General features: G+C 66.2%; 15 protein-coding genes. 12 read left to right on the top strand and 3 right to left on the bottom strand.

Annotation, left to right across the window (positions count from 1 at the left end; genetic code table 11):
• The first annotated feature begins 4 nt into the window (after positions 1-4).
• The 11 genes from SKC41_RS14150 to SKC41_RS14100 all read left to right on the top strand — a co-directional run bounded on the left by SKC41_RS14150 (position 5) and on the right by SKC41_RS14100 (position 8795).
• Positions 5-1186 (top strand): cytochrome P450, encoded by a 1182-nt coding sequence (locus SKC41_RS14150; protein WP_330978151.1) that lies wholly within the window; start codon positions 5-7, stop codon positions 1184-1186.
• 3 nt (positions 1187-1189) lie between these two features.
• Positions 1190-2407 carry an acyl-CoA dehydrogenase family protein gene (locus SKC41_RS14145; protein ID WP_330978150.1) on the top strand — a complete coding sequence of 406 codons (1218 nt, stop codon included), beginning with the start codon at positions 1190-1192 and terminating at the stop codon, positions 2405-2407.
• Positions 2404-2955: a MaoC family dehydratase gene (locus SKC41_RS14140; protein ID WP_330978149.1), complete on the top strand. Its 552-nt coding sequence runs from the start codon at positions 2404-2406 to the stop codon at positions 2953-2955. Before SKC41_RS14145 ends, SKC41_RS14140 begins: the two co-directional genes overlap by 4 nt.
• Positions 2952-3362 (top strand): Zn-ribbon domain-containing OB-fold protein, encoded by a 411-nt coding sequence (locus SKC41_RS14135; protein ID WP_330978148.1) that lies wholly within the window; start codon positions 2952-2954, stop codon positions 3360-3362. Before SKC41_RS14140 ends, SKC41_RS14135 begins: the two co-directional genes overlap by 4 nt.
• Positions 3363-3372: 10 nt before the next feature.
• Positions 3373-4473, top strand: a complete 1101-nt coding sequence (locus tag SKC41_RS14130; protein ID WP_330978147.1) for an acyl-CoA dehydrogenase family protein — start codon at positions 3373-3375, stop codon at positions 4471-4473.
• 11 nt (positions 4474-4484) lie between these two features.
• Positions 4485-4952 carry a MaoC family dehydratase gene (locus tag SKC41_RS14125; RefSeq protein ID WP_330978146.1) on the top strand — a complete coding sequence of 156 codons (468 nt, stop codon included), beginning with the start codon at positions 4485-4487 and terminating at the stop codon, positions 4950-4952.
• The gene (locus SKC41_RS14120; protein WP_330978145.1) at positions 4949-6115 is read left to right on the top strand and encodes a lipid-transfer protein; all 1167 of its coding nucleotides are present in this window, start codon (positions 4949-4951) and stop codon (positions 6113-6115) included. Before SKC41_RS14125 ends, SKC41_RS14120 begins: the two co-directional genes overlap by 4 nt.
• Positions 6116-6142: 27 nt before the next feature.
• Positions 6143-7213 carry a zinc-binding dehydrogenase gene (locus SKC41_RS14115; RefSeq protein ID WP_330978144.1) on the top strand — a complete coding sequence of 357 codons (1071 nt, stop codon included), beginning with the start codon at positions 6143-6145 and terminating at the stop codon, positions 7211-7213.
• Positions 7210-7824 (top strand): TetR/AcrR family transcriptional regulator, encoded by a 615-nt coding sequence (locus tag SKC41_RS14110; protein WP_330978143.1) that lies wholly within the window; start codon positions 7210-7212, stop codon positions 7822-7824. The genes SKC41_RS14115 and SKC41_RS14110 overlap by 4 nt, the downstream gene beginning before the upstream one ends.
• 242 nt (positions 7825-8066) lie before the next feature.
• The gene (locus SKC41_RS14105; protein ID WP_330978142.1) at positions 8067-8540 is read left to right on the top strand and encodes a DUF5709 domain-containing protein; all 474 of its coding nucleotides are present in this window, start codon (positions 8067-8069) and stop codon (positions 8538-8540) included.
• 33 nt (positions 8541-8573) lie between these two features.
• Positions 8574-8795, top strand: coding sequence for a hypothetical protein (locus tag SKC41_RS14100; RefSeq protein ID WP_330978141.1), 222 nt, complete (start codon positions 8574-8576; stop codon positions 8793-8795).
• 13 nt (positions 8796-8808) lie between these two features.
• Here the strand turns inward: SKC41_RS14100 and SKC41_RS14095 are convergent, their stop codons facing one another.
• Genes SKC41_RS14095 through pruA form a run of 3 tightly spaced genes read right to left on the bottom strand, consistent with a single transcriptional unit; the run spans position 8809 to position 12116 of the window.
• Entirely contained in the window at positions 8809-9486 is a 678-nt protein-coding gene (locus SKC41_RS14095) for a DNA-3-methyladenine glycosylase family protein (RefSeq protein WP_330978140.1), read from the bottom strand.
• Between the two features lie 33 nt (positions 9487-9519).
• A complete protein-coding gene (locus SKC41_RS14090; protein WP_330978139.1) occupies positions 9520-10485 on the bottom strand; it encodes a proline dehydrogenase family protein in 966 nt (321 codons plus the stop codon).
• Complete coding sequence (gene pruA / locus SKC41_RS14085; protein WP_330978138.1) at positions 10485-12116, bottom strand: L-glutamate gamma-semialdehyde dehydrogenase; 1632 nt, start codon at positions 12114-12116, stop codon at positions 10485-10487. Before pruA ends, SKC41_RS14090 begins: the two co-directional genes overlap by 1 nt.
• Positions 12117-12199: 83 nt before the next feature.
• Between pruA and SKC41_RS14080 the strand changes: the two genes are divergently transcribed.
• The gene (locus tag SKC41_RS14080; RefSeq protein WP_330978137.1) at positions 12200-13810 is read left to right on the top strand and encodes a PucR family transcriptional regulator; all 1611 of its coding nucleotides are present in this window, start codon (positions 12200-12202) and stop codon (positions 13808-13810) included.
• The last annotated feature ends 126 nt before the right edge of the window (positions 13811-13936 follow it).

Raw genomic sequence — 13936 nt, 5'->3', positions numbered from 1 at the left:
GGCCGTGCAGACCACTGTCCCACTGCATTCACCCGACTTCTACGCGGGCGATCCCTATCCGGCGTACCGGGAGCTGCGCGCGACGGCACCGGTGTGCTGGAACGACGTCACCAACTTCTGGGCGCTGCTGAAATACGAGGACATCCGCTTTGTGTCGAGCAACCCGGCCCTGTTCACCTCCACCAAAGGCATCAGCATCCCCGACCCGCAGATTCCCGACCCGGTGCAGCTGGGCGGCCTCATCTTCACCGACCCGCCGCGCCACCGGCAGATGCGCAAGTTGATCAACTCGGGATTCAGCCGGCGCCGGGTTTCGGTGCTCGAGGGAAAGATCCGTGAGATCGTGGCGGGCATCCTCGACGGCGTTGAGCCGGGTTCGGTCCACGAGTTCGCCGAACAGATTGCCGCACCGCTGCCCACCCGGATGATCGCCGAGCTCATCGGCGCCCCGCCCGACGACTGGGAGCAGTTCCGGGCCTGGTCGGATGCGGCCACCGGCACGGCCGATCCGGAGATCGAGCTCGACCCGATGGTGGCGGCCGGGCAACTCTACGAGTACTTCCAGCAGCTGATCGCCGCCAGGCGCATACAACCGCGCGACGACTTGCTGTCGGTGTTGGCCGGCGCCGAGATCGACGAGCAACGGCTCACCGACGAAGACCTGCTCAACTTCGCGTTCCTGCTACTGGTGGCCGGAAACGAGACCACCCGGAATTTGATCGCGCTGGGCACGCTGGCGCTGATCACGCATCCCGACCAGCACCGCCTGCTGGTCGAGGACCGGACGCTGATCCCGCTGGCCGTCGAAGAGATGTTGCGGTGGAACAGCCCGGTGGTCCATATGGCCCGCACCGCCACGGCCGACGTCGAGATTCGCGGTCAGCAGATCCGCGCCGGCGAGGTGGTGGTGATGCTGTACGGCTCGGCGAACCGGGACGAGGACATATTCGGTTCCGACTCAGAGGAATTCAAAGTGACCCGGCATCCGAACCCGCACATCGCGTTCGGGTGCGGTGAGCATTCCTGCATCGGCGCGCAATTGGCGCGCCTGGAGGCAACCGTGATGTTCGACGAGCTGCTGCGGCGCTTCCCTACGATCGAGCTGGCGGGTGAGGTCGATCGAATGCGGGCCACGATGGTGCCCGGGGTGAAGCGCATGCCGGTGCGACTCGGGATGAGCGGCTGAGCAATGCACCTCGAGTACACACCGGAGCAGGAAAAGCTGCGCGCCGAGTTCCGCGCCACACTGGAAGAGGTGATGACGCCCGAGCGCACCGACGCGATCAAGGACCGCGTCGAGGGCGGTCCGGAGGTGCGGGAGTGCGTGCGCGCCCTGGCCGAGGCGAACCTGCTCGGCGTGGGCTGGCCCAAAGAGTATGGCGGACGCGGCTTCTCGGCGATCGAGCAATTCATCTTCTCCGAGGAGGCGCGCCGGGTCGACGCTCCGATCCCGCTGGTGACGCTTAACACGGTCGGACCGACCCTGATGCAGTGCGGTACCGAGGAACAGAAACAGAAGTTCCTGCCGTCAATTCTCGACGGCAGCGTCGAATTCGCGATCGGCTATTCCGAGCCGGGAGCCGGCAGCGACCTGGCGTCGGTATGCACGACCGCGGTGCGCGACGGTGACGAGTACGTGATCAACGGACAGAAGATGTTCACCAGCGGCGCCGCGTACGCCGACTACATCTGGCTGGCGGCGCGCACCGATCCGAATGCCAAGAAACACAAAGGGATTTCCATCCTCATCGTGCCCACCTCGTCACCCGGATTCTCCTGGCAGCCGCTGCCGACCATGCCCGGTGTCTCCACCTTCTACACGTTCTACGACAACGTGCGGGTCCCGGCGAGCGCGCTGGTCGGCGGCGAGAACCAGGGCTGGCAACTGATCACCACGCAGCTGAATTTCGAACGCGCGGCCCTGGGTAACCTCGGCGCACTCGAGCCGCTCTTCGAGAAGACCCTGGACTGGGCCCGCACCACGCAGCTCGACGACGGGCAGGTGATCGACCAGCCGTGGGTTCGGCAGACACTGGCCCGGGTCGAGGCGCAGGTTGCCGCGTACAAACTGGTGAACGTGCGGGTGAACGCGGCGATGACGAAGGGCGTGCTCAACATGGGCGAGGCCTCGGCTGCCAAGGTGTTCGGCACCGAACTCACCCAGCAGGTCGCCCGCCAACTGCTGGAGGTGCTCGACCACAACGGAGTACGCACGGGCAACGACGCGCCACTACGCGGGGCGCTGGAGTCCGCGTACCGGTTCGCGGTCATCAACACGTTCGGCGGCGGGGCCAACGAAATTCAGCGTGACATCATCGCCATGGCGGGATTGGGCATGCCTCGAGCACCACGTGACCTGCGGGCGCCCCAACCTGCTCAGGAACAGTCAGGAGGATCCAGCAAGTGACCAACCACGATCCCGAGTTCCTCGCCAAGTTGCGGGGGCTCGTGAACAAGCCGACCGGGGGGAGCGGAAAGCCCACGGTGGCACCGGATCCGGTGAATCAGCCGATGATCCGGCATTGGGCGTACGCGCTGGACGACATGAACCCGGTGTACCTCGATCCGGAGTTCGCGGCAGCCTCGCGGTTCGGCGGCATCGTGTCGCCGCCGGTCATGCTGCAGACCTGGACGATGCCGTCGCCCAAGCTGGAGGGGATCGGCGAGCGCGGCGGGGCACCGATGGAGATCACGAACAACCCCACGGCGTTCCTGGACGAAGCCGGATACAGCAGCACGGTCGCGACCAACTCGGAATTCGAGATCGAACGCTATCCCCGGCTGGGCGACGTGATCAGCGCGACGTCGGTGTTCGAGGAAGTCTCCGACGAGAAGAAGACCGCGAAAGGGTCCGGCTTCTTCCTGACCTGGGTGATCACGTATTCCGATCAAAACGGCGAAGTGCTGGGCCGGCAACGATTCCGGGTACTGCGTTTCAAGCCGGAGAACTCATGAGCACCCGCCTGGCACCGGCGATCAGTCCGGACACCGAGTTCTTCTGGAACGGGCTGCGCGAGCACAAGCTGCTGATCCAGCGCTGCAAGGGATGCGCAACGCTGCGCAATCCGGCACGGCCCATGTGCCCCCACTGCCGTTCGCTGGAGTGGGAGGCCATCGAATCGTCGGGCCGCGGCACCGTCTACAGCTACGTGATGCCGCACGAACCCAAGTTTCCCTTCTTCGAGTACCCCTACATCGTGGTGCTGGTGGAGCTCGCCGAGGGCGTGCGGCTGGTATCGAATCTCTGTGACATCGACCCGGCGGACGTCACCGTCGGAATGCCGGTCGAGGTCTTCTACCGGTCCTTCGACGGTCCCGGTTCGGAAGGTCTTGTGCTGCACCAGTTCCGGCCGAGCAGCTAGGTAACGCCCGATGGATTTCACCTTCACCGAAGAACAAGAGACCGTCCGCAAGGTGGCCCGCGACCTGTTTGTCCGCCGCGCCACCCCGGAGCGACTGACCGAGCTCGAAGCCGGCGAGACCCGCTTCGACCCCTTGCTCTGGCAAGAACTCGCGGCCGTCGACCTGCTGGGCACCGCGTTGCCGGAGTCGTTGGGAGGTAACGGCGGCGGCTTCGTGGAACTCGGCGTGTTGCTGGCCGAGGTCGGGTGGAGCGTGGCCCCGGTGCCGGCCTACGCGACCCTGGTGCTGGGCGCGGACCCGATCGCCCGCCACGGTAGTCGCGAGCAACAACAGCGGTTCCTGCCCGGCGTCATCGCCGGAACTCGCATCCTCACCGCCGGGCTGGCCGAACCCGGCCGTTCCGACCCGCTCAGGCCTGTCACCAAAGCCGTTCGCGACGGCCAGAACTGGCGCCTGGACGGGGCCAAGGAACTGGTGCCGGCGGCCCAGCTTGCCGACACCGTGTTGGTGCCCGCCACCACCGACGACGGGCGGGTGAGCCTGTTCCTGCTGCCCAGCGACGCCCCGGGCGTCGAGATTCGACCGGTAGCCACCACCAGCCGAGAACCGCATGCAGACGTATTCCTCTGCGGTGCGACAGTTTCCGATGCTGACCGGCTGGAGGGCACAATCGAATCGCTGCACACCCGGGCGCTGATCGGGCTGTGTGCGATCCAGCTTGGCGTCACCGAGCGGGCTCTGCGGATCGCCGCTGAATACACCAGTGGCCGTGAACAATTCGGACGACCGATCGGCAGCTTCCAGGCCGTGCAGCAGCGACTGGCCGACGCCTTCATCGACGTCGAAGCGATCCGCTGGACCACCTGGCATGCGGCCTGGCTGATCGCGAACGGACGCCCCTTGAAAGCGGCGCGCCGGGCGGCCCGCATCGCGAAATTCTGGGCCGCCGACGCCGGTGCTCGCGTTGCGTCGGCCGCCCAGCAGGTTCATGGCGGCATCGGGATCGACATCACCTATCCCCTGCACCGTTATTTCCTCTGGGCCAAGCACAACGAACTCACTCTTGGTCCCGCCACCGCGCAGCTGGCCGGTATCGGCAGCACCTATTGAGAAGGAAACCGATGACGACGACCGCAAACCGCACCACGACCTTGAAGTGGGCCGACATCAACGTCGGGGACGAGGTCAGCCCGCTCGAAATCCCGATCACCACAACGATGATCGTGGCCGGCGCGATCGCCTCGCGTGACTTCATGCCGGTACATCACGACGTGGAATACGCGAAGAAACAGGGCTCGCCCAACCTGTTCATGAACATCCTGACCACCAACGGATATTGCGTGCGTTTTCTGACGGATTGGGCCGGCCCCGAAGCGATGGTCAAAAATCTCTCGATCCGCCTTGGCGTGCCGTGCTTCCCGGACGATCCGCTGCGCTTCACCGGCACCGTGACCGGCAAAACCGAAGGGACGGACGGAGAGAACTTCGTCGAGGTGACCTTCCGGGGGTCCAACAGCCTGGGCGATCATGTCTCGGGGACGGCGATCCTCAGCCTGCTCGACGGAGCTTTCACAAAGGCCCAAGCATGAGTCGCCTGCCCGGAAGTTGCGCGATCGTCGGCATCGGCCAGACCGAGTTCTCCAAGGAATCCGGGCGCAGTGAACTGCAATTGGCATGCGAGGCGGTCAGCGCCGCACTCGACGATGCGGGGCTGTCGCTTAGCGACGTCGACGGCATGGTCACCTTCACGATGGACTCCAGCGACGAGATCGACATCGCCCGCAACGTGGGCATCGGCGATCTCAGCTTCTTCTCCCGCGTGCATCACGGCGGCGGCGCGGCGGCCGGCACCGTCGTGCATGCGGCGATGGCTGTCGCGACCGGGGTCGCCGATGTGGTGGTGTGCTGGCGGGCCTTCAACGAACGTTCCGGGTTCCGGTTCGGCGGCAGCGGGCGCAACATGTCGGAGACACCGCTGTTCATGGCGCACTACGCGCCCTTCGGATTGCTCACTCCCGCGGCGTGGGTCGCGATGCACGCCCAGCGTTACATGTCGACCTACGGCGTCACCAACGAAGACTTCGGCCGCATCGCCGTCGTCGACCGCAAACACGCCGCGACCAACCCCGACGCGTGGTTCTACCAGCGCCCGATCACGTTGGAAGACCACCAGCAGTCGCGCTGGATCGTCGAACCCGTACTGCGACTGCTGGATTGCTGTCAGGAGAGCGACGGCGGTGTCGCGCTGGTGGTGACCAGTGCCGAACGGGCGCGTGACCTGAAGCAGCCGCCGGCGATCATCACGGCCGCCGCACAGGGCGCGGCCGCCAATGGGGAGATGATGACCAGCTACTACCGCGACGACATCACCGGGCTCCCGGAGATGGGTGTGGTCGCCGACCGGCTGTGGCGCGATTCGGGCCTCAAACCCCAAGACATTCAAACCGCCTTCATTTACGACCATTTCACGCCGTTCGTGTTCACCCAGCTCGAGGAACTCGGCTTCTGCGGGCGCGGCGAAGCCAAAGACTTCGCCACCGTGGAGCGACTGTCGCTGGGCGGGGAATTCCCGATCAACACCAATGGCGGGTTGCTCGGCGAGGCCTACATCCACGGGATGAACGGCATTACCGAGGGCGTGCGGCAGGTCCGCGGAACGTCACACAACCAGGTCGACAACGTCGAACACGTGTTGGTCACCTCCGGGACCGGTGTGCCGACCAGTGGCTTGATTCTCGCGCCGGCCGGGTAAGCGCGGGTCGTAGAGGGGAGGGCACCCATGCCGAAACTCGCATTGTTGACCGCAGTCGGGGGGCCGATCGAGCTTGCCGAGTTTCCGTTGTCCGCACCGGCGCCGGGAACCGCCGCGCTCAAACTGCGGATGGCCGGGATCTGCGGATCCGACCTGCACATCTATCGCGGCGAGCTGCCATTGCCGTGTCCGTATGCGATGGGCCACGAAATGGTCGGCGAGATCGCCGAGCTCGGCGAGGGGCTGCGCACCGACGCGACCGGCAAACCTCTTGCCGTCGGCGATCGCGTTGTGGCGCCCTACTTTTGGTTCTGCGGTGAATGTCACGCCTGTGCGCGCGGCCGGTGGCACGCCTGCCAGAACCTGATGGCCGGCGAATACCGAACCCACGAGCAGGCGCCACACTTCGTCGGGGCCTACGGTGAGTACTACTACACCAGCCGACGACAACCGCTGTACAAGGTTCCCGAGGACATTGCTGACGAGGCCGTCGCGCCGCTCAATTGCGCACTGGCACAGGTGTTGTTCGCGCTACGCGACGTGCGGATGGGCGATAGCGTCGTGATCCAGGGCGCGGGCGGGCTGGGCATCAACGCCGCAGCCGTCGCGCGTACCGCAGGTGCCGCCGAGGTCATCGTCATCGACAAGATTGCCGCACGCCTCGATGTGGCAGCCGATTTCGGTGCCACGCACTGCATCGACGCGAGCGGCATCTCGACCGCAGAAGTCGCCGAACGGGTGCGGGCACGCACCGACGGCATCGGAGCCGATTGGGTGCTCGAGGTAGTCGGGGTGCCGGGTGTCATTCCCGACGGTGTCTCATTCCTCAACAACAGCGGCACGCTGCTCGAGGTCGGCAATGTCGGAATGGGGCGGACCTTCGAACTCGACCCGAGCGCGCTGGTCTACGGCAACAAGTCGATCCGCGGCGTGATGCTCTACGACCCGGTCACCTTGGCGATCGGCTTGTCCTTCCTGCAGCACAGCAGTTTCCCTTTCGGCCGGCTGATGCCGGATCCGTTTCACCTGAGCGACATCAACGATGCGTTTGCCTCGGCGGATGCCGGCCTGGTGCCCCGGGGGGCGTTGGTCCCATGACTGCCCAGGCTTCCACCGTGACCGATACCCGCGAGCTCATCATCGAGTCGGCGTTCTCCTGTTTCGGCAAGCAGGGTCTGCAAAAGGCCACGATCGTCGATATCGCCAAGCGAGCCGGGGTGTCGCGCAGCACCATCTACGAGTACTTCAGCGACAAGGCTTCGATCGTGGAGGCGTGCGCCGAGCACGCGTCGCAGCGGTTCTATCTCGAGATGACCAAGGCGATGGACCGGGGCAGTACCCTTGAGGAAAAGCTATGTTCGGCGGCAGTTTTCGTGACCCAGGCACGGCGGGTCATCGCATCGGAGAAGTACTTCGACGAAGATGCGATCAGCCTGCTGTTGACCAAGGACGCCGCAGTGTTGCTGCGCGAATGCGTGGACTTCCTCTCGCCCTATCTGTCCGCGGCCAAGCTGACCGGTGAGGTCCGCAAGGACCTCGACATCGAAGCGGCCGGCGAATGGTTCGCGCGAATCCTGTTCTCGTTGTTCAGCACGTCGTCGCCGATCCGGGATATGAACGACCCAGACGTCGTCACCGAATTCGTCTGCGCGCACGTGGTACGCGGGTTCGCCAATGAGCGGGCGCCGAGTGTGCGCCGGCGGCTTTGAGTGTGCGTATAGGGCGGCGACACGCCAGGCCGGCCCACCCCGAGCGCACACTCAACGGCGTTCCTGCTAGGACGTCGGACCCTAACCGCGCCGACCGGCCTTCATCCAGGCTCAACACATGACTTTCGGCCCTCGCGACAGCGGCGCTCGTCATACACACTGCACATCATGACCAAGGGCTGACCCCTGGATGGCGTAAGCCTGCCACGGGCACTGTTAGCACGATTCAGGAGTACACGATCATGAGCACTCACTACGAGGCACGCCCTGCCGCAGGCGAATACAGCGCCGAAGACGACAACCAACTGCAACCAGAAGACAGCCTCATCGACCGCGGTGTGGACGACATTCTCGACGAGGGCTATTCGCCGCCCGAGCAACCATATGGGCCCGGTGCATTTGGCCCGGCTGAAACCATGGATCAGATGCTCAGCGAGGAAGAACCGGATCCGGCGTCGCGACTCAATGTGCTGCTCGATGAGGCGGAGCGACAACGCTCCGACGAATCAGAGCGCGAAGCCGAATTTGCCCGGCGACGCGAGGTCGGTCGAGTCCGAGCGGGCCGGCTTATGGCGCCGGACCAGGGATCTGGCGAAGACGCCGAGGCAGAGTTGGTCGCCGAGGACGTCGGTATCTGTGGCGGCGCCGCCTCTGCCGAAGAAGCCGCGGTTCACATCATCGACGACGAGATCGATGGCATCGAAGACGAGGATTAGCGAACCCGGCAGGTTGCGGAGGGCTGTTTCACCATGAAAATGTGGATCCAACTTGAGGGCCACGACGAAGACGACGAGTATCCCGACGACGCCACTTACGAAGTACTCACCGGCGGCGTCCTAAAGGTCAGCAGCGGCAACGACATTCACCTTTACGGTCCGGCCTACTGGCAAGAGGTCACGATCGACACCCGCCCCGCCGCTGCGCATGACGAGCAAGCCGAACGGCTCGACGACGAGCTCAAATGGCAATGAGGCACGTTCGGAGTCAAATCCCGGTATCGGCGGTGGTACCGGTCGACGGTGTGGCAGGGCCGAAGGCGTCCTGGAATAGGTAGGCGCTGGCAAGACTGCGATACGGCCGCCACGGCTCTGCGAGGCGGACCACTTCGTCTTGGCTGGGTAGGTGGTCGAGCCGATAGGACCGCTGGATGGCCTTGCGCAGGGCGAGGTCTCCGGGCAGCACCACGTCGGGGCGCGCGAACGCGATGATCAGAAAGCCGTGCACAGTCCAGGGGCCGATACCCGGGATGGCGGTCAGGCGCGTCTCGATCTCGGCATCGGACAGTCCGCGCAGGTCTCTGTCGCTGAGAGTGCCGTCGGCGAACTGGGCGGCGACGGTTCGCAGCGTGCTGATCTTGCGTCGCGACAGCCCGGTCTTGCGGAGCTGATCGGGGTCGATGGCCAGCAGCTCGGCGGGGGTGGGGAGGTGTCCGTTGAAGCGGTCCTGGAAGCGGTCGAGGATGTGGCGGGTGGCTGCGACGGATAGCTGTTGGCCGATGACCTGGAAGATCAACGTTGCGAACGCGTCCAAAGGCGGGAGGTCCGCCAGCCACGCGCGGGGGTCGAAGTCGGGGTGCTTGTCGATGATGTGAGCCAGCACGGGATCGGCATGGCGCAGATGGGTGCGGGCGGGGTCGGACCGCTCGTCGACGACCGGGCTCATGGCCGTGACGCTACGCCTGCGCGGCCCGGTCTCTCAGTGGCCGCGCTGGGCCAGCGCCCGCAGGAAGAACGTCAGGTTGGCGGGGCGTTCGGCGAGCCGGCGCATGAAGTAGCCGTACCACTGGTTTCCGAAGGGCACGTAGACCCGGACCTGATGGCCGGCCTCGGCGAGCCGGCGCTGTTCGTCGTCGCGGATTCCGTACAGCATCTGGTATTCGAACTCGTCTGTGCCACGGCCTGATTCGCCGACCATCGCCGGCACCGCCGCGATGATCGCGGGGTCGTGCGAGGCCACCATCGGATACCCCGAGCCGGCCATCAGCACCCGCAGACAGGCCAGATAGGAGTCGGTGACCTCGTCGCGGCCCCGGTAGGCCACCGCCGCCGGCTCGTCGTAGGCGCCCTTGCACAGCCGGATCCGGGCCCCGGAAGCGGCGAACTCCCGGCAGTCGCCCAGCGTGCGCTTCAGGTACGCCTGCAAAACCGTGCCCAGCCAGGGAAATTCGGTTCGCAGCTCGCGCACGATGGACAGCGTCGAATCCGTCGTGGTGTGGTCCTCGGCGTCCACCGTCACCCACACTCCGGCCCGCCGCGCGGCGTCGCAGATCGACCAGGCGTTCTCCCGTGCGACCTTTTCTCCGTCGCGCTCCAGTGACTGCCCCAGCGCCGACAGCTTGACCGAGACCTCCAGCGGCCGGATTCCGTCACCCGGGGAATCGAGGCGGCCCAACCGCTCGATCAGGTCGAGGTAGACCCGCACGGCCGCGTCCGCGCCGTCGGCGGTCACGACGTCCTCGCCCAGATAGTCGATGCTGACCAGACGGTTCGAATCGCGAAGCGCGGCAACGCTATTCAGTGCTGAATCGATCGTCTCGCCGGGTACGAAGCGGTGCACCACCTTACGGGTGACCGGCAGCCCTTCGGCGGCCCGCCGCAATCCCGGACGCCGGCTGGCGGCCAGGATCGCCGGCCGCAGCGTGGTGGCGAACACGCCGGCCATTAGTCGGACCCCATGTGCGGGTACGTGTATTGCGTGGCCGGGACGAACGTCTCCTTGATGGTGCGTGCCGACGTCCAGCGCAGCAGGTTCAGCACCGAGCCCGCCTTGTCGTTGGTCCCCGAGCCACGTGATCCGCCGAACGGCTGGCGCCCGACGACGGCCCCGGTCGGCTTGTCGTTGACGTAGAAGTTGCCGGCCGCGAAACGCAACCGATCCTGTGCGGTGAGCACCGCCTGGCGGTCGTCGGCGATCACCGCACCGGTCAGCGCGTAGCGGGATCCCGTGTCGATCACGTCGAGGATGCGCTCGTAGGAATCGTCGGGGTAGACGTGGACGGAAAGCAGCGGGCCGAAGTACTCGGTCGAGAACGCCTCGTCGGTGGGGTCGTCGGACAGCAGCACGGTCGGGCGGACGAAATAGCCGACGCTGTCGTCGTATTCGCCACCGACCGCGATCGTGACACCGGCCGCGCCCTTGGCCCGCTCGATGGCGTTGACGTTCTTGACAAAGGACCGCCGGTCGATCAGCGCGCCGCCGTAGTTGGTCAGGTCCGTGATGTCGCCGTAGCTCAGCCCGGCCGTCGCTCCCAGGAAATCGTCGCCCATCCGCTGCCATACCGAGTGCGGGATGAATGCCCGCGAAGCCGCCGAGCACTTCTGGCCCTGATAGTCGAACGCCCCGCGAATCAACGCCGTGCACAACACCTCCGGGCGTGCCGAGGTGTGTGCGACGACGAAGTCCTTACCACCGGTCTCACCGACGAGTCGCGGATAGCTTTGGTAGCGGCTGATATTGGTGCCCACCTGCTGCCACAGCTGCTGAAAAGTTGCCGTCGACCCGGTGAAGTGAATTCCGGCCAGCCGCGGATCGGCCAGTGCCACATCGGAAACCGCGAAGCCGTCGCCGGTGACCAGGTTGATCACCCCGGGCGGCAATCCGGCGGCCTCGAGCAGCTGCATGGTCAGGTACGCAGACAGCGTCTGGGTGATCGACGGCTTCCACACCACGGTGTTGCCCATCAGCGCGGGCGCGGTCGGCAGGTTGCCCGCGATCGAGGTGAAGTTGAACGGCGTTATCGCGTAGACGAATCCGTCCAGCGGGCGGTACTCGCTGCGGTTCCATTCTCCCGGCCCGCTGAGAGGCTGTTGGGCCAGGATCTGACGGGCGAAGGCCACGTTGAACCGCCAGAAGTCGATCTGCTCGCACGGCGAATCGATCTCGGCCTGGTAGGCGGACTTGGACTGGCCGAGCATCGTCGCGGCGGCGATCTTCTCCCGCCACGGGCCCGCCAGCAGGTCGGCAGCGCGCAGGAACACCGCGGCGCGCTCGTCGAAAGGCAGGGCTGCCCAGTCATGCTTCGCGGCCATCGCGGCCTCGATGGCCGCCGTCGCGTCGGCATGCCCGGCGTTGGTCAGGGTGCCCAGCGTGGCGTCGTGCCGGTGCGGTTGAACGACGTCGATGCGTTCACCGTCGCCCATTTTGTGTACGCCGGCGATGACGTGCGGGAGTTCCATCGGGTGGTCGGCCAGCGCGGCTAGTTCGGCATGCAGGCGGGCGCGTTCGGGCGAGTGTGGGGCGTAGTCGTGGACCGGCTCGTTGACCGGTGTCGGCACCTGAGTGATCGCATCCATGTGCCCAGGATCCTCGGCGCAACCCGTCATCCTGTTAGCCGATCAGATAAGATATGCCGCCTACCGTAGTAAAATCGGACAATATGCGGGTGCCGGGGGTCGGACTGGGCCAGCTGTTGCTGGCCCTGGATGCGACGCTGGTCAGCCTGGTCGACGCTCCGCGTGGCCTGGACCTGCCGGTGGGATCGGCGGCGCTGATCGATTCCGACGACGTCCGGCTGGGCCTGGCGGCGGCTGCGAGCTCCGCCGATGTGTTCTTCCTCCTGGGTGTCGCCCTGAAGGAAGAAGACGAGGCGCTGCGCTGGATCGACAAGCAGGCGCGGGAGCGCTCCCCGGTGGCGATCTTCGCCAAGGAGCCGTCGGCCGCGCTGGTGAGCAAGGCCGTCGCGGTCGGTTCGGCGGTGGTGGCCGTCGAACCGCAGGCCCGCTGGGAGCGGCTCTACCAATTGGTCAACCACGTCCTGGAACACCACGGCGACCGCACCGACCCGACGGAAGACTCCGGCACCGATCTGTTCGGCCTGGCGCAGTCGCTGGCCGATCGCATCCACGGCATGGTCAGCATCGAAAACGCGCAGTCGCATGTGCTTGCCTACTCGGCCTCCAACGACGAGGCCGACGAGCTGCGCCGGCTTTCCATCCTGGGCCGGGCCGGGCCGCCGGAGCACCTGAAGTGGATCAGCCAGTGGGGAATCTTCGACGCGCTGCGGTCCAGCGGCGAGGTGGTTCGCGTCGACGAGCGCCCGGAGTTGGGCCTGCGTCCGCGGTTGGCGATCGGGATCTACCAGCCGCCGGCCGGGCCGCGGCGACCGCCGGTGTTCGCCGGCACCATCTGGGTGCAACAGGGGTCGGCTCCACTGGCCGACGACGCCGAGGAGATCCTGCGCGGCGCGGCAGTGTTGGCCGCCCGCATCATGTTTCGGCTGGCGGCCAGGCCGTCAACGCATGCGCGACGGGTCCAACAGCTGCTCGGCCTGACCGAAGCCGACCCGGCCGACGTGGCGGCGATCGCCCGCGAGCTGGGCCTGGCCGCCGACGGCACCGCGGCCGTGATCGCCTGGGACGCCACCGACACCGGATCCCGTCACCCGCGGCTGACCGACGTTTTGGCGTTGAGCGCCAGCGCTTTTCGGCGTGATGCTCAAATCGCCTCGCAAGGCTCACGAATGTACGTACTGCTGCCCGAGACGTCGACATCCCGGTCGGTGACGTCGTGGGTCCGCGGCACGATCAGCGCGTTGCGCGCCGAACTCGGCGTCGAGCTGCGGGCCGCCATCGCCGCGCCGGTCGCCGGCCTGGCCGGGGTCGCCGCGGCGCGCAGCGAGGTCGACCGAGTGCTCGATAGCGCTGAGCGACACCCGGTTTCGATTGGGCAGGTGACGTCGCTGGCCGAAGCACGCACCACCGTCCTGCTCGACGAGATCGTCACGACGATCGGAAGCGACCCGCGGTTGGTCGATCCACGGATACGCGACCTGCGGGCGCGGGATCCCGTGCTGGCCGAGACGCTGCGGGTCTACCTGGACAGCTTCGGCGACATCGCCACGGCCGCATACTGGTTGCAGGTGCACCCGAACACGGTTCGCTATCGGGTACGCCGGATCGAAAAGCTGCTGGCGACGTCGCTGGGCGATCCCGAAGTGCGGCTGCTATTTTCGCTTGGGCTTCGGGTGCTGGAGCGTTCGAGCGGCTAGCGCCGAGGGTTGGCGGCTGCGGGGCTGGGGTTGGCGGCTGGGGTGGCGGCTGGCGGCGCGGCGGCGTTATCCACAGTCCGGGATCTATCCACACCGCGCGACCGTGCCGAGCCATTTAGTCGGCGG

Source organism: Mycobacterium sp. 050128 (assembly GCF_036409155.1).
In the GTDB taxonomy this organism is placed as follows: domain Bacteria; phylum Actinomycetota; class Actinomycetes; order Mycobacteriales; family Mycobacteriaceae; genus Mycobacterium.
Note: the sequence above shows the minus strand (reverse complement) of the source record. Positions and strands in the feature narration are given on the sequence as shown.

What these genes read in the sequence shown, in the direction of transcription:
- SKC41_RS14145 (WP_330978150.1), top strand. Translation starts at nt 1,190, where the DNA reads ATGCACCTCGAGTACACACCGGAGCAGGAAAAGCTGCGCGCCGAGTTC.
- SKC41_RS14090 (WP_330978139.1), bottom strand. Translation starts at nt 10,485, where the DNA reads ATGGCCGGCGTGTTCGCCACCACGCTGCGGCCGGCGATCCTGGCCGCC.
- SKC41_RS14135 (WP_330978148.1), top strand. Translation starts at nt 2,952, where the DNA reads ATGAGCACCCGCCTGGCACCGGCGATCAGTCCGGACACCGAGTTCTTC.
- SKC41_RS14115 (WP_330978144.1), top strand. Translation starts at nt 6,143, where the DNA reads ATGCCGAAACTCGCATTGTTGACCGCAGTCGGGGGGCCGATCGAGCTT.
- SKC41_RS14105 (WP_330978142.1), top strand. Translation starts at nt 8,067, where the DNA reads ATGAGCACTCACTACGAGGCACGCCCTGCCGCAGGCGAATACAGCGCC.
- pruA (WP_330978138.1), bottom strand. Translation starts at nt 12,116, where the DNA reads ATGGATGCGATCACTCAGGTGCCGACACCGGTCAACGAGCCGGTCCAC.
- SKC41_RS14095 (WP_330978140.1), bottom strand. Translation starts at nt 9,486, where the DNA reads ATGAGCCCGGTCGTCGACGAGCGGTCCGACCCCGCCCGCACCCATCTG.
- SKC41_RS14125 (WP_330978146.1), top strand. Translation starts at nt 4,485, where the DNA reads ATGACGACGACCGCAAACCGCACCACGACCTTGAAGTGGGCCGACATC.
- SKC41_RS14110 (WP_330978143.1), top strand. Translation starts at nt 7,210, where the DNA reads ATGACTGCCCAGGCTTCCACCGTGACCGATACCCGCGAGCTCATCATC.
- SKC41_RS14130 (WP_330978147.1), top strand. Translation starts at nt 3,373, where the DNA reads ATGGATTTCACCTTCACCGAAGAACAAGAGACCGTCCGCAAGGTGGCC.
- SKC41_RS14100 (WP_330978141.1), top strand. Translation starts at nt 8,574, where the DNA reads ATGAAAATGTGGATCCAACTTGAGGGCCACGACGAAGACGACGAGTAT.
- SKC41_RS14120 (WP_330978145.1), top strand. Translation starts at nt 4,949, where the DNA reads ATGAGTCGCCTGCCCGGAAGTTGCGCGATCGTCGGCATCGGCCAGACC.
- SKC41_RS14080 (WP_330978137.1), top strand. Translation starts at nt 12,200, where the DNA reads ATGCGGGTGCCGGGGGTCGGACTGGGCCAGCTGTTGCTGGCCCTGGAT.